14 protein-coding genes, 2 pseudogenes and 1 CRISPR repeat array are annotated in these 16,780 nt (G+C 65.6%); of the genes and pseudogenes, 7 read left to right on the top strand and 9 right to left on the bottom strand.

Going from position 1 to position 16,780, the window contains the following annotated elements:
- Nucleotides 1-435 (top strand): TCP-1/cpn60 chaperonin family protein (locus ACK5M9_RS02010; protein WP_416891536.1); only part of this gene is annotated, 435 nt, incomplete at its 5' end.
- A 105-nt stretch (nucleotides 436-540) separates the two neighbouring features.
- On the opposite strand, the gene ACK5M9_RS02005 is transcribed toward ACK5M9_RS02010, so the two are convergent.
- The 5 genes from ACK5M9_RS02005 to ACK5M9_RS01985 all read right to left on the bottom strand — a co-directional run bounded on the left by ACK5M9_RS02005 (nucleotide 541) and on the right by ACK5M9_RS01985 (nucleotide 7,648).
- A complete protein-coding gene (locus ACK5M9_RS02005; RefSeq protein WP_416891535.1) occupies nucleotides 541-993 on the bottom strand; it encodes a pyridoxamine 5'-phosphate oxidase family protein in 453 nt (150 codons plus the stop codon).
- A 20-nt stretch (nucleotides 994-1,013) separates the two neighbouring features.
- Nucleotides 1,014-2,492: a PPE family protein gene (locus ACK5M9_RS02000; protein WP_416891534.1), complete on the bottom strand. Its 1,479-nt coding sequence runs from the start codon at nucleotides 2,490-2,492 to the stop codon at nucleotides 1,014-1,016.
- A gap of 148 nt (nucleotides 2,493-2,640) precedes the next feature.
- Nucleotides 2,641-4,377, bottom strand: coding sequence for an N-acyl-D-amino-acid deacylase family protein (locus ACK5M9_RS01995; RefSeq protein WP_416891533.1), 1,737 nt, complete (start codon nucleotides 4,375-4,377; stop codon nucleotides 2,641-2,643).
- The gene (locus ACK5M9_RS01990) at nucleotides 4,374-7,229 is read right to left on the bottom strand and encodes an RND family transporter (RefSeq protein ID WP_416891532.1); all 2,856 of its coding nucleotides are present in this window, start codon (nucleotides 7,227-7,229) and stop codon (nucleotides 4,374-4,376) included. The genes ACK5M9_RS01995 and ACK5M9_RS01990 overlap by 4 nt, the downstream gene beginning before the upstream one ends.
- A complete protein-coding gene (locus ACK5M9_RS01985; protein WP_416891537.1) occupies nucleotides 7,226-7,648 on the bottom strand; it encodes an MmpS family protein in 423 nt (140 codons plus the stop codon). Before ACK5M9_RS01985 ends, ACK5M9_RS01990 begins: the two co-directional genes overlap by 4 nt.
- Nucleotides 7,649-7,832: 184 nt before the next feature.
- Between ACK5M9_RS01985 and ACK5M9_RS01980 the strand changes: the two genes are divergently transcribed.
- The 3 genes from ACK5M9_RS01980 to ACK5M9_RS01970 are packed head-to-tail and all read left to right on the top strand — an operon-like array spanning nucleotide 7,833 to nucleotide 11,926.
- The gene (locus tag ACK5M9_RS01980) at nucleotides 7,833-8,501 is read left to right on the top strand and encodes a TetR family transcriptional regulator (RefSeq protein ID WP_416891531.1); all 669 of its coding nucleotides are present in this window, start codon (nucleotides 7,833-7,835) and stop codon (nucleotides 8,499-8,501) included.
- A 51-nt stretch (nucleotides 8,502-8,552) separates the two neighbouring features.
- Entirely contained in the window at nucleotides 8,553-8,999 is a 447-nt protein-coding gene (locus ACK5M9_RS01975) for an MmpS family transport accessory protein (RefSeq protein WP_416891530.1), read from the top strand.
- The gene (locus ACK5M9_RS01970) at nucleotides 8,996-11,926 is read left to right on the top strand and encodes an RND family transporter (protein WP_416891529.1); all 2,931 of its coding nucleotides are present in this window, start codon (nucleotides 8,996-8,998) and stop codon (nucleotides 11,924-11,926) included. Before ACK5M9_RS01975 ends, ACK5M9_RS01970 begins: the two co-directional genes overlap by 4 nt.
- Here the strand turns inward: ACK5M9_RS01970 and ACK5M9_RS01965 are convergent.
- The 4 genes from ACK5M9_RS01965 to ACK5M9_RS01950 form a co-directional block, all read right to left on the bottom strand.
- On the bottom strand, nucleotides 11,923-12,246 hold the full coding sequence (locus tag ACK5M9_RS01965) for a hypothetical protein (RefSeq protein WP_416891528.1): 324 nt from the start codon (nucleotides 12,244-12,246) through the stop codon (nucleotides 11,923-11,925). The genes ACK5M9_RS01970 and ACK5M9_RS01965 overlap by 4 nt on opposite strands.
- A 422-nt stretch (nucleotides 12,247-12,668) precedes the next feature.
- On the bottom strand, nucleotides 12,669-13,142 hold the full coding sequence (locus tag ACK5M9_RS01960) for a DUF5078 domain-containing protein (protein ID WP_416891527.1): 474 nt from the start codon (nucleotides 13,140-13,142) through the stop codon (nucleotides 12,669-12,671).
- Between the two features lie 64 nt (nucleotides 13,143-13,206).
- Nucleotides 13,207-14,175, bottom strand: a complete 969-nt coding sequence (locus tag ACK5M9_RS01955) for a crotonase/enoyl-CoA hydratase family protein (protein ID WP_416891526.1) — start codon at nucleotides 14,173-14,175, stop codon at nucleotides 13,207-13,209.
- A gap of 39 nt (nucleotides 14,176-14,214) precedes the next feature.
- The gene (locus ACK5M9_RS01950; protein ID WP_416891525.1) at nucleotides 14,215-14,643 is read right to left on the bottom strand and encodes a PIN domain-containing protein; all 429 of its coding nucleotides are present in this window, start codon (nucleotides 14,641-14,643) and stop codon (nucleotides 14,215-14,217) included.
- A 17-nt stretch (nucleotides 14,644-14,660) separates the two neighbouring features.
- Here ACK5M9_RS01950 and ACK5M9_RS01945 point away from each other — a divergent pair, with 17 nt between their 5' ends.
- The 3 genes and pseudogenes from ACK5M9_RS01945 (at nucleotide 14,661) to ACK5M9_RS01935 (ending at nucleotide 16,376) form a co-directional block, all read left to right on the top strand.
- Nucleotides 14,661-14,915, top strand: coding sequence for a hypothetical protein (locus ACK5M9_RS01945; RefSeq protein WP_416891524.1), 255 nt, complete (start codon nucleotides 14,661-14,663; stop codon nucleotides 14,913-14,915).
- Nucleotides 14,916-15,132: 217 nt separating this feature from the next.
- A pseudogene (locus ACK5M9_RS01940) lies at nucleotides 15,133-15,582 on the top strand (IS21 family transposase); the annotation flags it as partial.
- A gap of 47 nt (nucleotides 15,583-15,629) precedes the next feature.
- Nucleotides 15,630-16,376, top strand: a pseudogene (locus ACK5M9_RS01935) (ATP-binding protein).
- Between the two features lie 97 nt (nucleotides 16,377-16,473).
- Nucleotides 16,474-16,747: a CRISPR direct-repeat array (repeat unit 29 nt; unit sequence CGGATCATCCCCGCGTTTGCGGGGAGCAC).
- Between the last annotated feature and the right edge of the window lie 33 nt (nucleotides 16,748-16,780).

The raw sequence follows: 16,780 nt of genomic DNA, 5'->3' as shown, positions 1-16,780 counted from the left end.
GTGCGCAACGCGAAGGCGGCCGTCGAGGAGGGCATCGTCGCCGGTGGTGGCGTGGCCCTGCTGCAGTCGGTTCCCTCCCTGGAGAAGCTGAAGCTCTCCGGCGACGAGGCGACCGGCGCGAACATCGTCAAGGTGGCGCTGGAAGCCCCGTTGAAGCAGATCGCCTTCAACTCCGGGCTGGAGCCCGGCGTGGTGGCCGAGAAGGTCCGCAATGCCGCCGCCGGCACCGGCCTCAACGCCGCGACCGGTGAGTACGAGGACCTGCTCAAGGCCGGCGTCGCCGACCCGGTCAAGGTGACCCGTTCGGCGCTGCAGAACGCAGCGTCGATCGCGGGGCTGTTCCTGACCACCGAGGCCGTCGTTGCCGACAAGCCGGAGAAGGCGGCCGCTCCCGCAGCCGACCCGACCGGCGGCATGGGCGGTATGGACTTCTAGTTCCGGTCCGGGTACCTCTGGAAAACCCCGGCTCGCATACAGCGGGCCGGGGTTTTTCGTGTCTCGCGAACACATCGCGGGTACCCCGGAGTCCGGGAATGCCGCTCAATCGCCGGCGACGCCGAGCACCATGCAGTCGTGCACACATCCTTTGCCCGGCATCGGGGCGTCGGCGTTGCGGTGCAGCACCGCACGGGTTGCGACGACTTCGGCAGCCACGTTCTCGTCCGCGTCGCCGTCGTCCGCATCACCGGCACCGTCGCCGGAGGCGGCTCCGCCCACGTCGGGGAACTCCACGTGGCCGTCGACGATCAGCGAGTAGCCGCCCGGTTCGGACGGCGGCCACAGCAGGGTCACGTCGCGTCGCCGGCGTAGGTTCCTGCGGGTCCGGCCACCGATCAGCCCAAGGTGGAAGACCTCCCCTCGCAGCATCGGCTCGACAGTCACGGTGTGCGCCCGGTAGTCGTCGTCGACGGTGATCAGGTACGCGCAACGGTAGTCCGCCAGCGTGGCAGCCAGCCGAGGGAAATCCACTCTTTTCGCGGTCTCGGCAGCCACGAGTCGAGGATAGCCCTGTGCTACTCCGGCTTGATCGGGAACTGGATGATCCGGCTCTGATTACCGGTATCGTCCTCGCCCAGCGGGTAGACGTTCGAACCCGGGGAGTCCGCACCCGGCACGCTCGGGTTGCCCAGGCCCGGTTCACGCCCCAGCGGGGCCCGCACGCCGGTCTCGGCGCTGCCGTTCGACTCGTAGAAGCCGGTCGGGGCGCCGCTGGCGGTCGTCCGCAATCCGGCGTTGGCAGCCGCGCTGCTGGTCGGGTTGGCAGTGATGGGACTCGGGGCACTGGAGTCGATGGCGACCGAAGCCGCGGGGGCGACCAGGGGCGCGGCGCTCAACGTGCTGGTCAGAGCGGGACTGAGTCCTCCGGTACCGGTAACCGCCGAGTTGAGCAGGCCCGAATTCAGTGCGGCTGCTCCCAGGCCGCCGGCGGTGTAGTGGGTGGTAGTGATCAGCGCCGGCGCCATATCGGCGGTCAGGGCGCTGTCGACCGGCACCGCTCCCCACGGGGTCGGCGCGCTGGCCAGATCGGCGCCAGCCGGAAGGCCGAGGCCGGTGTCCGCCGAGAAGGAGCTTCCGAGGCCGACGCTGCCGGTGCCGGAGCTGAAAATGCCGGGGTGGCTGGCCGCGGCGCTGGCGGCAGCGCCTCCGTCGGCGGCACTACTCGACTCGAAGCCGCCGAAGCCGAGCTGGTGGTCGCCGGTCAGCCCGAACCCGAACGAATTGTTGCCGGCGTTGGCGAAGCCGAAGTTACCGCTGCCGACGTTGCCGAAGCCGACGTTACTGTTGCCGGTATTGCCGGTGCCGACGTTGCCGCTACCGGTATTACCCGAACCGACGTTGCCGCTACCGGTATTACCCGAACCGGTGTTGTAGCTACCGACGTTCTCATTGCCGAAGTTACCGGTGCCGGTGTTGTTGAAACCAAGGTTGAGCTGGCCGTTTTCGCCGATATCGATTCCGAGATTGCGCAGCACTTCCTGCCAGGGTTCGAGCTGGGCGGCCGCTTCGGATGCTCCGAGGTGGTAATTCGCCATTGCGGCCACATCCAGCGCCCACATCTGCTCGTAGGCGGATTCGGTGTCCATGATGGCCGGCCAGTTCATGCCGAACAAGTTGGTGGACGCCAGCATCTGCACCAGGCCGCGGTTGGCCTCCACCACCGCGGGGAGCACGGTGGCGGCCCGCGCGGCCTCGAATACCGACGCCGTCGCAGCGGCCTGGGACGCTGCCAGGTCGGCCTGGGCCGCCGCCGCGCTGAGCCACGACATGTACTGCGTCGCCACGGACATCATCGCGACAGCCGAAGGCCCCAGCCAGTTCGAGGTGGTCAGTTCTTGAGTGACAGAGGTGAACGATGCCACCGACGACGCCAATTCCTCGGCTAGGCCGCCCCATGCGGTGGCAGCAGCAACTAGCGGTCCCGCACCGGGACCGGCAAACATTAGTGCCGAGTTAATTTCTGGCGGCAACCACGCGAAATGCGGGCTTGTCACCAGGCCAAACTACCTGCTGGGCGGCATCGGCGTGGGCGGTTCGGCAAGACTGGTGATGGCAATCTCAGCGAGTCGCACCTTCTGCCGGACCGGATACGACGGTGACCAGCGACCCGCCAGGCCAATGTGACCTGTGACAACCTCCCTGTCAGACCCGGATTGGTGCCGCCTGGCGGCCGCGGATCAGCTTTCCCGGCCGGGCGGACGTGGGCACACCGTGCTCGGCGATCACCTCTCCGGAGACCACGGTCGCGACGTAGCCCTCGGCGGTCTGGTCAAGCCGCCGCCCGCCCGCGGGTAGATCGTAGGTGATGAACGGCTTGTGTAACCGCAGGCCGGCGTGATCTATGACGTTGAGGTCGGCCTTGTATCCCACGGCGATCCGCCCGCGGTCGGCCAGCCCCACGATACCGGCGGGCACCGAGGTCAGTTCGCGGACGGCCTGGGCCACCGTGAACCGGCCTGACGCCCGGTCCCGGGCCCAGTGCGTCAGGAAATAGGTCGAATAGCTGGCGTCGCAGATCATGCCGTAGTGCGCGCCGCCGTCGCCGAGCCCGAGTACCACGTCGTCCCGGCGCAGCAGGTCGCCGACGGTAGCCAGCGAGTTGTTCTCCAGATTGCTGGTCGCGACCAGCAATATCGCCCGGCCGTCGTCGTCGAGCAGCCGATCGTAGGCCTCTTCTTTCGGGTCCACTCCCCGAGCCCGCGCGCGCGCCCCGATGCTGTCGGACGGATCCGGTTCGTAATCGGGATCGTCGGCCAGCGGAAAGATCCAGTCCCACATCTGGGCCGCGTAGAGGATCGGGTGCCCGGCGCCGGGCTGGTCGGCCAGGATGCGGGCGCGGACCCGCGGCTTGCGCATCTCGGCGACCCGCTCGCCCAGCGGCAGGTCGGCGATCTCGCGGTAGCTCGGGTACAGCACGAACGGATGGGCCGACAGTTGCAGGCCGATGATCAACCCGATCGGGCGCGGCAGCAGCTGGGCGCTGACCCGGATATCGCCGTCGGCGCCGGTATTTGCCTGCTCGATCATGGCCACCGCCTCCGGCCACGTCGGGTCACCCATGTTGGCGACCACCAGCGTGAAGGTGAGCGGCAGCCCGACGTCCGCGGCGACGTCGAACACCGTCTGCAATACCTGCTGATAACCCCCGGCCGGGATGTCCGGCACGAACTGCAGCAGCCCTCCCCCGCCGTCGACGACACCGCGGGCGATTTCCTCGATCTCCTCGCGGGCAGCCCGATAGCTGGGAATCTGGGCACCGCTCTGGGTCTTGTGGATCATCAGCCGAGATGATGCGAATCCGAGCGCACCGGCCTCGACGGCTTCTTTGGCCAGCGCCCGCATCGTCGCCAGATCGTCGGCCGTGGCGGGTTCCCGGTCGGCGCCGCGCCGGCCCATCGCATACACCCGCAGGGGCGAGTGCGGCAGATAGACGGCCACATCGATGTCGCGCCGTCCGGCTTCCAGCGCGTCCAGATATTCGGGAAACGTTTCCCAGGTCCACGGCAGGCCGTCGGTCATGACGACGCCGGGAATGTCCTCCACGCCGGCCATCACGTCGACGAGCACCTCGTGATCGTCCTGACGGCAGGGTGCGAAGCCGACCCCGCAGTTGCCCATCACCGCGGTGGTCACGCCGTGCGCCGAGGACGGTGTCAGCCGGTCCGACCAGATGGCCTGGCCGTCGTAGTGGGTGTGCAGATCGACGAAACCGGGTGTGACCAGCAGCCCGGCCGCATCGATTTCCCGGGCCGCGCCGGCGCCGTTGAGCGCACCCACCGCCTGGATCACGCCGTCGCGCACCGCGACGTCGCCCACGTACGGCTCGCCCCCCCGACCGTCCACGATGGTCCCGTTGCGCAGCAGCAGGTCGTAGCTCATGTCACACCGGAGGCCGCCTCGGCGCGCCCCGGTGCGGGATTGCGGGCCGGACGCGACCGGACTCGGATCGGCCACCAGAACCAGCGGCCGAGCAGTGCGGCTATCGACGGTGTCATGAAGGCTCGCACGATCAGGGTGTCGAAGAGCAGGCCGAGGCCGATCGTCGTTCCGACCTGTCCGATCATCCGGGCGTCGCCGATGATCATCGATGCCATGGTGAATGCGAACACCAGCCCGGCGTTGGTGACGACTTTTCCGGTGCCGCCCATCGACCGGATGATACCGGTGTTGAGGCCGGCGTAGATCTCCTGCTTGAACCGGGAGACCAGCAGCAGGTTGTAGTCGGACCCCACGGCCAGCAGCACGATGACCGACATCGGCAGCACCAGCCAGTGCAGCGGTATCCCGAAAATATGCTGCCAGGCCAGCACTGCCAGGCCGAAGGACGCACCCAGGGACACCGCGACGGTGCCGACGATCACCGACGCGGCCACGAATGCGCGGGTGATGATGAGCATGATGATGAAGATCAGGCAGAGCGAGGAGATGCCCGCTATCACCAGGTCCCACATCGATCCCTCGGAGATGTCCTTGAAGACGGCTCCGGTTCCGGCGAGGTAGATCTTGGCGTCCTCCAGCGGGGTCCCCTTGAGCGATTCCTCGGCGGCTGTCTGAATCTTGTCGATCCTGGCGATGCCCTCCGGCGATGCCGGATCTCCGCGGTGCAGGATGATGAATCGGGCTTTGCGGCCGTCGGCGGACAGGAAGTTCTTCATGGCACGCTTGAAGTCCGCGTTCTTGAACACCTCGGGCGGCAGATAGAACGAATCGTCGTTCTTGGCGGCATCGAACGCGTGGCCCATAGCGGTTGCGTCGTCACCCATTTCGTCCATCTGATCGAAGATCCCGGACATGGTGCTGTGCATGGTCAGAATCATGGTGCGCATGCTCACCATGGTCTCGATCATCGGCGGGAAGGTGGCGATCATCTGCGGCATCAGGCGGTCCATCTCCTTGATGTCGCCGATCATGGCGGTCAGCTTCTCGTCCAACTCATCGATGCCGTCCATCGCATCGAACAGCGACCGGATCGTCCAGCAGACCGGAACGTCGAAACAGTGCTTCTCCCAGTAGAAATACGAGCGAATGGGCCGGATGAAATCATCGAAGTTGGCGATCTTGTCCCGCAGCTCATTGGTGATCGCCTGCATTTCCTCGGTGTCGCCGACCATCTTGTGAGTGACCCCGACGAGTTTGCTCATCAGGGCGTACATCTGCTGCATGAGGCCGATGGTCTTGGTCATCTCGTCGGCCTGCTTCAACAGGTCATCCATGCGGTCCCGCTGGAACTTCATGAACTGCAGCTGGCCGGCGTTCTGCATACTCATCTGAAACGGAATCGACGTGTGGTCCATCGGCGTTCCATCGGGGCGGGTGATCGCCTGGACCCGCGAGATCCCGGGAACAGCGAAGATGCCCTTGGCCAGCCTGTCCAGCACCAGGAAGTCCGCCGGATTGCGCAGGTCGTGATCGGATTCGATCATCAGCAGCTCCGGCTTCATCCGGGCCTGGGAGAAGTGCCGATCGGCGACCAGGAAACCCTGGTTGGCGGGGACGAAGCTGGGCAGGTACGCCCGGTCGTCGTAACTCGGTTTGTATCCGGGCAGGGTGATCAGCCCGATCACCGCGATCGCGGAGGCGACGACCAGGATGGGTAGCGGCCAGCGCACCACGGCGGTGCCGATCCGGCGCCATCCGCGCACCGAGAGCACCCGCTTGGGGTCGAACACTCCGAAGCGGCTGCCGACGACCAGAACCGCCGGGCCCAGCGTGAGCGCCACCACCACCGCCAGGAGCATGCCCACCGCGCACGGGACGCCCAGGGTCTGGAAGTAGGGCATCCGGGCGAAGCCGAGGCAGAAGGTGGCGCCGGCGATCGTCAAGCCGGATCCCAGGATGACGTGGGCCGTGCCGTGGTACATGGTGTAAAAGGCCGATTCCCGGTCCTCGCCCGCCTGGCGGGCCTCCTGGTAGCGGCCGATGATGAAGATTCCGTAGTCGGTGCCGGCCGCGATCGCCAGCGAGGTGAGCAGGCTGACCGCAAAGGTGGACAACCCGATGAGCCCGGTGTGCCCGAGCAGGGCGACGGCCCCGCGGGCGATGCTCAGTTCGATGCCGACGGTGAGCAGCAGCAGGATCACCGTCAGGATCGACCGGTAGACGAACAGCAGCATGGTCAGGATCACCACGAAGGTGGTGATGGTGACTTTCGCCATCGATTTGTCGCCGGTCTTGTGCATGTCCGCGGCAAGTGCCGACGCCCCGGTGACATAGGCCTTGAGCCCGGGCGGCGGTTCGACCCCGTCGATGATGTCGCGGACGGCGTCGACGGATTCGTTGGCCAGCGGTTCGCCCTGATTGCCGGCGAGGTTCAGCTGGACGGTGACGGCTTTGGCGTCGCGGCTCTGCACGCCGGGGGCGGTGAGCGGGTCCCCCCAGAAATCCTGGACGCTCAGCACGTGCGTGGTGTCGGCTCGCAGCCGGCGAATCACCTCGTCGTAGTACCGGTGGGCGTCATCGCCCAGCGGTGTGTCGCTTTCCAGGACGACCATGCCGAAGCTGTCGGTGTCCCCCTCGTCGAATGCCCTGCCGATTTCGCGCATCGCCACGAACGACGGGGCATCCTTGGGACTCAGCGAAACCGACTGATTCTGCCCGACGACTTCCAGTGACGGAACGAACATGCTGATCAAGACCACCGCTGCCAGCCAGAACAGGATGATCGGCACCGCGAGGGCGTGGATCAGCCTCGGGATCAGCAGGCGGGGGGCGCCGGCAGGCGGTGGCTTCACGCCGACTTCACCAGACAGAAGGTGAAGGCATGGGTCTGGTTGGAGACGCGCTCCGCCTTGATTTCGTCGTCGACCAGGATGCGGCAGCCGATGCTGTCGCTATCTCCCTGTGCCACAAGGTTTCCCACTACTGCCGCATTGGTGGTGCTGATGCGCAGCGTCCAGGGCAGCCGGGCGTCTTCGACCCAGTGCGGGTCGGCGTTGACGTCGAAGTAGCTGATGTCGGCAATGGTGCCGGGCGGCCCGAACACCTCGTAGGTGATCCGCTTGGGGTTGAACGGGTCGGGGTTCTCCAGATTGCTGTCGGAATAGGACTCCCGCTTTCCCGAGCCGAAGTAGCCGTGCACCCGGTACACGGTGAATCCGCCGACGACGACGACGACCAGGACGACCAGGGGAATCCACACACGGGACAGCAGCTTGAAAATCGCCACACCCCTTTGCTGGTCGGAATTCGTCGTCCGGTCCGCAGATTACCTTCTCGCGCGCACCGGATTCTAACGCATATCCCGTGCGTAACAGGAGTTTTGCGTGGTCGCTCCGCCACACCGGCCGGACGTTCCGGCCTACGCTAATCACATTGTGTGCGTTACGCTCTGACCCGTGGCGCAACTCGCTTTTCGCCGCGCCCGCACCGAGGAGAACAAGCGTCAGCGTGCGGCGGCACTCGTGGAAGCCGCCCGGTCGCTGGCCCTGGAAACTGGCGTGGCGTCGGTGACACTGACCGCCGTCGCCAATCGAGCCGGAATCCACTACTCCGCGGTGCGCAGGTACTTCACCTCGCACAAGGAAGTGCTGCTGCAGCTGGCCGCCGAAGGCTGGGTCCGCTGGTCGGACCGGGTATGCCGGGAGTTGCGCGAAGCGGAATCGACCACCCCGGAGCGGGTGGCCGCGACCTTGGCCGCCGGCCTGGCCGCCGACCCGCTGTTCTGCGACCTGTTGGCCAACCTGCACCTGCATCTGGAACATGAGGTGCAGATCGAGCGCGTCATCGAGATCAGGCGGACCAGCGCGGCGGCCGCCGTCGCCCTCGCGGACGCCATCGAAGCGGCTCTGCCCGCGCTCGGACGGTCCGGCGCCTTCGACATCGTGATCGCCGCCTACTCGATGGCCTCCGCGTTCTGGCAGATCGCCAATCCCCCGGAGCGGATCTCCGACGTCTACGCCGAAGAGCCCGAGGCGCTGCCGCCGGAATGGAACATCGACTTCGCCTCCGCGCTCACCCGCGTGCTGACGGCGACATGCATCGGCCTGAACGCGGAGCCACGGTGAAGTTCCGACAAGACGAACGAATCGAATTCCGGTACGGCGGAAGGTGATCGGATGACAAAGCCCTCAGTAGCCGGCGTGTTGAAGCGAACGTGGATCGCGTTGGTCGTCGCGGTGGTGGTCGTGGTAGCCGGCTTTTCGGTGATCCGGCTCCGGTCCTTCTTCGGCGGGCACGGCAACGGTGCGGTCACCGGCTCCGGTCTCGACGAGATCAAGCCGTTCAACCCGAAAAAGGTGGTCTACGAGGTGTGGGGCGCACCGGGCAGTATCGCCAACATCAACTACCTCGACATCAACGCCCAACCCCAGAAGGCCAGCCGCGTGCGGTTGCCGTGGACCCTGTCGGTCACCACCACCCTGCCGTCGGTGAGTGTCAACGTGATCGCGCAGGTCGATACCGACCTGGTCGGCTGCCGGATCATCGTCAATGACGAGGTCAAAGCCGAGAGGACGGTCGCCGGGGTGAGCGCGCAAACCTTCTGCATCGTAAAGTCCGCATGACCACCGGGCAGACGCGCGGCCCCGGCTGGATTCCGGCCCCCCAGCCGGCTGCCGATCCGGCCGCCGATCGAGGGCCGAGGCCGGTTTTCGCGCACGCGGTGTACAAGCTCGCCCCGCTGATCATCCTGGCCTGGGTCGGCCTGGCCGTCACCCTCAGCGTGTTCGTGCCATCGCTGGACATCGTCGGCAAGGAACACACGGTGTCGATGAGCCCGAAAGAGGCGCCGTCGATGCAGGCGATGAAGCGCGTCGGCAAGGTCTTCGAAGAATTCGACACCGACAGCGCGGTCATGATCGCCCTGGAGGACAGGAACAAACCGCTCGACGACGACGACCACCACTTCTACAACTCGCTGTTGAAAAAGCTCGAAGCCGACCGTGCGCACGTCGAGCACATCCAGGACTTCTGGGGAGATCCGCTGACCGCGGCCGGTGCGCAGAGCAACGACGGCAAGGCCGCCTACGTGCAGGTCTACCTGGTCGGCAATCAGGGCGAGACCAAGGCCAACGAATCGGTCGAGGCGGTCCGCAAGCTGGTAGACGGCACCACCAAGCCGCCGGGACTCGACGTGTACGTCACCGGCGCGGCGGCACTGACGGCCGACCAGTCGGAGGCCGGGGAGAAGGGCGTCGCCAAGGTCACCCTCATCACCTTCGTCGTGATCATCGTGATGCTGCTGTTCGTCTACCGCTCGCTGGTCACGGTGTTCATCACGCTGCTCATGGTTCTGCTGGAGCTGACCGCCGCCCGCCAGGTCGTCTCGCTGCTGGCCTACAACAACGTCATCGGACTGTCGACCTTCGCGGTGAATCTGCTGGTACTGATGGCCATCGCGGCCGGCACCGACTACGCGATCTTCGTCATCGGCCGCTATCAAGAGGCCCGCTCGGTGGGCGAGGACCGGGGAACGGCGTTCTACACCATGTTCCACGGGACCGCCCACGTGGTGCTGGGCTCGGGCCTGACGATCGCCGGCGCAATGTTCTGTCTGAGCTTCACCCGGCTGCCGTATTTCCAGTCACTGGGTGCGCCGTGCGCGGTGGGCATGCTGGTCGCCGTGCTGGCCGCACTGACCCTGGGGCCGGCCATCCTGGCCGTGGGCAGTCGCAGTCGCCTGCACCTGTTCGATCCCAAGCGGGCGATGCGGGTCCGGGGCTGGCGACGGGTGGGAACGGCCATCGTGCGCTGGCCCGGCCCGATCCTGGCCGTTGCGATCGGGATCGCGCTGGTCGGTCTACTCGCGCTTCCCGGGTACAAGACGAACTACGACAACCGCCCCTACATGCCGTCGTCGTCGCCGGCGAACGTCGGGTACGCCGCCGCCGAGCGCCATTTCTCCAACGCCCGGATGAATCCGGAATTGCTGCTGGTGGAAACCGACCACGACATGCGCAATCCGGCGGACATGCTGGTGATCGACCGCATCGCCAAGGGCGTCTTCCACCTACCGGGAATCGCGCGGGTGCAGGCGATAACGCGGCCGCTGGGACGCCCGATCGAGCACACCTCGATTCCGTTTCAGATCAGCATGCAGAACACCACGCAGGTCGAAAATCAGGACTACATGCACAAGCGCATGGACGACATGCTCAAGCAGGCCGACGCCATGCAGGAATCGATCGACACCATGCAGCACATGTACGACATCATGGTGCAGACGGTCACCGTCACCCACGATATGGATCTGCTGACGCACGAGATGGTCAAGATCACCGACAAACTGCGGGACCAGATCGCCAACTTCGATGATTTCTTCCGGCCGATCCGCTCCTACTTCTATTGGGAAAGGCATTGTTACGACGTCCCGGTCTGCTTCACCATGCGCTCGATTTTCGATGCGCTGGACGGTGTCGACCAGCTGAGCGAGAAGATCACCGAACTCTCCGGCCAGCTGGACAAGATGGACGTCCTGATGCCGCAGATGCTGGCACAGTTGCCGCCGCAGATCGAAACGATGAAAACGATGAAAACGATGATGCTGACGATGCACAGCTCGATGTCGTCGCTGTACGACCAGATGGATGTGATGAGCCAGAACTCGACGGCGATGGGCAAGGCCTTCGACGCGGCCCGCAACGACGATTCCTTCTACATCCCGCCGGAGGTATTCGACAACCCCGATTTCAAGCGGGGCCTGAAAATGTTCCTGTCACCCGACGGGCGTGCGGTTCGTTTCATCATTTCCCACGAGGGTGATCCCGCCACACCCGAGGGCATCGCGCATGTCGGCCCGATCAAGAACGCGGCAAAGGAAGCCATCAAGGGCACGCCCCTGGAGGGCGCGGGGATCTACCTGGCCGGCACCGCCGCGGTGTACAAGGACATGGCGGAGGGGTCCAAATACGACCTGCTGATCGCCGGGATATCTGCGGCCAGCCTGATTTTCATCATCATGCTGATCATCACCCGCAGCCTGGTCGCCGCCATCACCATTGTCGGCACGGTGCTGGTGTCGCTGGGCGCCTCGTTCGGGCTCTCGGTGCTGGTGTGGCAGGACATCATCGGGTTCGAGCTGCACTGGATGGTGCTGGCGATGTCGGTCATCCTGCTGCTGGCGGTGGGATCGGACTACAACCTGCTGCTGGTGTCCCGGTTCAAGGAGGAGATCCACGCCGGATTGAACACCGGGATCATCCGCTCGATGGCCGGAACCGGCGCGGTGGTGACGTCCGCGGGATTGGTGTTCGCGGCCACCATGGCGTCCTTCGTATTCGGTCCGCTGATCGTGATGGGGCAGGTCGGCACCACCATTTCGCTGGGCCTGCTGTTCGACACGCTGATCGTGCGCTCGTTCATGATGCCCTCGGTCGCGGCGCTGATGGGACGCTGGTTCTGGTGGCCGACCCCGGTGCGCACCCGGCCCGCCAGCCAGATGCTGCGGCCGTTCGGGCCGCGACCTGCGGTGCGGGACCTGCTACAGAGCTAAATCTCCACCACTTCGCGCATGACGTCATGCAGCTCGGAGACCGGCGCCCCACAGGTCAAACAGCGAACATCCGGTGAGCGCTTGAGCTGACCGACCCGCACCAGGGCTTCGGCCTCGGCTTGCCACAGGCACACGATGCACAGGATCTCGACAACGTTGCCGAACGGGTCGAGATGATGGTCGTTGCAGTGATCCACCGCGTGTCGATGAACGATGTAGGCGGCCCGGTTCTTGCAGCCGGATTCCGATTGACAGGTGATCGTTTGCCAGTCCAGGGCGGCGAGCGCGCGGGGAATCCAGTTGCCAGTAGTCTGACTCATGCGACCACCTCCAACACCCGGAAACTCCGGTCACATTCAATTGGTACGGCTACCAGACGAATGCACCAACACCCGGACCTCTATTATTAGTACCGTTGCCCGTTCGCTGCAAGCCCCCCCGTACTGCCGATAATTCGGTACCCGGCGTCGGCAGGAGCGCGGGTCGGTAACACTTGGGTCGGGGCGGAGTAGTTGAATTCATCCTGCATTCAGGGCGCTGTTCGTCGGCGTGGCGTCGCCGTGAGCGCAGAATCAATATCACCGCCCAGCCCCCTGCGTGTTCACTCTGCGCTGGTGGCGCAAAAGTGCGAGTGGAGGGCGCCCTCAGTGCAGGGTCAACGGGACGGTTGGGCCATAGGCGCAGGATTTCGTGAGGAGCGCGCCCCGCCGCGCGGGTTACCGACCCACCCCGCTAGCGGCTATCACTCATCCCAATTCCAAACCGACATGTCACCTCGGGGATACCCGGTGCAGATATCGGTGGCCTTGGCGACGACGCCCTTGTTGTGGAAGAAGATCTTCGCCCAGTTGCTCCAGTGGGTCGCCACCTGCTCGTAGTAGATGTCGGTGGCGGTGTCCTCGGAGTACTGTCTGCGGTCCGGGGGGCTCAGCGAGTAGAACCAGTGAATACGGTCGATCGCGGACTGCTGGATTACCTCCGGCCGATTGTGCATGTCGATCATGTACCGCTGGTAGTAGATCGGGCTGGTGTCGCGCGCGGCGGCCAGATACTGCTCGGCATCGCAGGTTGTCGCGATCTGCCTGCGCGGAATGGGAAAGTCCTCGGTGGAGTCGGCGCCGGCAGCCGCCGGGAGGACGGTTGCCACCAAGCCGAAAGTGGCCGCGAAGGCCAGGCAAGCCGCGCCTGTGCGCAGGATGTTCTTAACCCGAGACATATCGATTACCGTAACACTTTCGTGGTCGCGAATAGCTTGGCCAATATTTGCCTAGCCGATCTTACTACCCCTGGTCATCCGGGACTATGACATGTGACGGGTTCGGCCGTAGCTCCGGCGGGGCCTGGCTGTAGTCGCCGAACGGACCGTCCCGGCGCCGCGCCGCCTCATGTACCCCGTGAGCCTCGGCGGCACGGATGAACTGCAGGGCATCGGGGGTGTTGCGCATCAGTCCGTCCAGGATCACGCCCAGCGTCTGGGTGGAGGCCAGACCCATGTTCTCGTAGGCCTGGTTGACAATCAGCTTCTGCGCCCGCAGCTGCGACAGCGGTATCCGCGCCAGCTCGGCGGCAATCTCGGTGACCCGCGCCTCGAGGCGATCGAACGGCACCGCCTCGTTGATCAGCTCGACCTCGGCGGCCTGGACGCCGTTGAGCGGCCGGCCGGTCAGCGAATGCCATTTGACCTTCGCCAGGCTCAGCCGATACATCCACATGCCGGTCAGATAGGCGCCCCACATCCGGGCATACGGGGTGCCGATCACCGCATCCTCGCTGGCGATCACCAGATCGGCGCACAACGCGTAGTCGCTGGCCCCGCCGACACACCAGCCGTGAACCTGCGCGATCACCGGTTTGGATGCCCGCCAGATCGCCATGAATTTGTGGCCGGGCGCCAGCGCGGGCGCGGTCACCATGGCGAAGTCCTTGCCCGGATCCCAGCGGCCGTCGGTCGCCATATCCTCGCCCCAGTGCTGGAAGCCACCGCCGAAGTCGTAGCCGGCGGAGAAGGCGCGGCCTGCCCCGCGCAGCACGATCACCTTGACCCCCGCGTCCCGTTCGGCCCGGGCGACGGCCGCCTCGATCTCGTCGGGCATCGGCGGCACAATGGTGTTGAGCTGCTCCGGGCGGTTCAGCGTGATGGTGGCCACCGGGCCGGCAGTTGTGTACAGCAGGGTTTGGAACTCCGGAGTCTGATCGCTCGGTGTAGGCGGCTCGCTCGGCGAAGGTGGCTCGCTGACAGAAGACGGCATAGCCGAAGCGAAGCCGGTGCCGCACGAAGGTGTCAAGGGTCAAAGTGTGCCGCGCCCGGCCAGCCACACGCTGGAGAAGCGCAGGTCCGTCCTCGTCGCGAGGGTGTCGTAGTCATGGTCGTAGTGCAGTACGCCGACGCCGTGCCGATCGGCCAGCGCGGCAATGATCAAGTCAACCGGCGGAAGCCGGTGGTGCCCGGCGCGGGCGAGCTGGTGTTGCGCGTCCACGGCGCGCCCCTCGGTCTCGGGGTCGATGTGCAGCATCGGCAGTACCAGCAGCTCGCGGAGCAGTTCATCGTGGTCGGCAGCGGTGCGGACGCAGTAGCCGGCTTCGAGCAGAAAGGGCAGACACACGGCGACGCGGCGCTGTTCGATCGCATCGGCGATTTCGCGGGAACGCTCGTCGGGGAGTGTGGGCGTCGCGAGGCGTACGAACGCGGAGTTGTCCAGCAGGAGTTCTGCACTCACCCGCGTAGCCAACCAGCTTGGCGGGCGTGTTCCGCGGCGCCGATATCGACCGGAAGGTTGCGCGCTCGTACCCGGTCGGCCAGTCGGCGACGAAGCGCTGCCTCGCTGTCCCGTTCGGCGCGGATCGAGGCGAGCTTCGCAGCGGCGCCGAGAATTACAAGTTCGCTCAGCTCGACGTGATCCGCGCCGATCTCACGGCGAAGTTCATCGAGGGCGGCCTCGACGGGCGGTGTTTCGGTGATGGCGTGACGGCGGCGACTTGTCGGCATTGACAATGAGTGTCACACCGGTGTGACACCACGCCTGCGTAGTTTAGCTGCCGGTGCTCGGTTCCCCGGATGGTGCTGTGCGCTGGGGATCATTGCAGCACTCGCGGGGAGCACGTCCGAGGCGCCTCACGCAATGGTGAGCGCGAAGCGTGAGCTGGTACCTCACACCGAGTGAGCGCGTGGGGCCTGTACTACTTCGCCTTGGCCAATCGATGACGGTGGCCCCCGCGAAGTCGCCCGGCACCGCCGCACCACCCCGGGTAACCCGGCCATCGACGACGCGCATTTCCCCGACCACCACGATAAGGTGCCCGGGGACTACCGCCTGCGTGCCCGCACCGCCGCCGAGCAAGCGTTCTTGGCGATCGGGGCCGGCGCTGCGGTATGGCTCAAGGAAGCGGCCGCGGCCGGCGCCGAGCGGATCAACCAGAAGATGGCCCACGCGGTGGCCTTGTCCGCATTGGCGTCTGGCGGCGACGTCGACTGGGCACTGGGACATGCCGCCGTGCATGGCCGTGTCGCCACCGAAGATCTCGACTCGATCCTGGCGGCTAAGGGCATCGACACCACCCGCGGACGCACCACCGAATCCACCTCCCTGGCCCAGGGACCCAGCGGCTGGAACACGTTGGGCACCAACATCACCACCAGCGATGGGCCGCTGGGGTGAACGCGCTGCCCAGCACGGCACCGCTGCCCGCCGACGTGGAGACACTGATGCGCCAACTACGGCTACCGCATGCCCGCCTCATCGCCGCTGAGGTACTGGCCACCGCGCGTAGCCAACGCTGGAACCCCGGCGAGGTGATCAAAGCCCTGCTGATCGAGGAGACCAAAGGGCGGGCCCGCTCCATGCTGGCCTCGCGCCGCAAGGCCGCTGGATTCCCGACCGGCAAGACCTTCGATGCCTGGGACGAAAACACCTCGTCGATCCCGCTGCCCGCCCAGCAGGCGCTGCGCACCCTGGAATGGGTGCACCGCCGCGAAAACCTGGTGGTCTGCGGCCCGGCTGGCACGGGTAAGACGTTCTTCCTCGAAGCTCTCGGTTACCAGGTCATCGAGGCCAGTATGCCGGTAGCCTGATTCACCCTCGAGCAGATAGGGGTGTTGGTGCGCGCCCACCGCGCCGACGACTCGCTGAGCAGGGCTGTCACCATAATCATGCGCGCCGCACTCGTCATCATCGACGACGTCGGACTGCTTCCGGTGGGCACCGACGCCGCCGAAGGCCTCTACCCAATCGTGGAGGCCGCCTACGAACGCAAATCGGTGGCGATGTCATCAAACCTGCATCCGAGCGGATTCGACGAACTGATGCCCAAGACGTTGGCAACCGCCACCGTCGACCGACTGCGGCACCACGCCCACCTGTGCCAGACCAGCGGAAACTCCGTCCGATTGACACAGGCACTGCAAGGACAGGGGGTCAAAGCCCTGACCCAACGACCCACGAACAACCGGTAGCGGGCATCCCCACCATGGGCAGATCCGTGTCCGCCACCGGGCAGTTCTTATTGGCCACCAACGGGCAGTTGCCGATGGCCATTGACAAATCCTGTTGCGGATCATCCCCGCGTTTGCGGGGAGCACGTCGAAACCGCATACGGATTTGTCAAGGCGCTCGGATCATCCCCGCGTTTGCGGGGAGCACCGAAATCGTCTGCTGTTGTTATCCGTCAAGACCGGATCATCCCCGCGTTTGCGGGGAGCACGGTGGCAGTGTCCGCGGTGAGGGCGGCGTCAGAAGGATCATCCCCGCGTTTGCGGGGAGCACCCACCACCTTTCGCCGCATACACTCCGAAAATGGGATCATCCCCGCGTTTGCGGGGAGCTCGTCGGATGTGGCGAGGCCCATCGTGGCCATAGC

This window comes from Mycobacterium sp., from assembly GCF_047975165.1.
GTDB lineage: Bacteria > Actinomycetota > Actinomycetes > Mycobacteriales > Mycobacteriaceae > Mycobacterium.
The sequence above is the reverse complement of the archived record's forward strand: the minus strand, read 5'-3'. Positions and strand labels throughout refer to the sequence as shown.

What these genes read in the sequence shown, in the direction of transcription:
- ACK5M9_RS01955 (WP_416891526.1), bottom strand. Translation starts at nt 14,175, where the DNA reads ATGCCGTCTTCTGTCAGCGAGCCACCTTCGCCGAGCGAGCCGCCTACA.
- ACK5M9_RS01965 (WP_416891528.1), bottom strand. Translation starts at nt 12,246, where the DNA reads ATGAGTCAGACTACTGGCAACTGGATTCCCCGCGCGCTCGCCGCCCTG.
- ACK5M9_RS01975 (WP_416891530.1), top strand. Translation starts at nt 8,553, where the DNA reads ATGACAAAGCCCTCAGTAGCCGGCGTGTTGAAGCGAACGTGGATCGCG.
- ACK5M9_RS01960 (WP_416891527.1), bottom strand. Translation starts at nt 13,142, where the DNA reads ATGTCTCGGGTTAAGAACATCCTGCGCACAGGCGCGGCTTGCCTGGCC.
- ACK5M9_RS01970 (WP_416891529.1), top strand. Translation starts at nt 8,996, where the DNA reads ATGACCACCGGGCAGACGCGCGGCCCCGGCTGGATTCCGGCCCCCCAG.
- ACK5M9_RS01995 (WP_416891533.1), bottom strand. Translation starts at nt 4,377, where the DNA reads ATGAGCTACGACCTGCTGCTGCGCAACGGGACCATCGTGGACGGTCGG.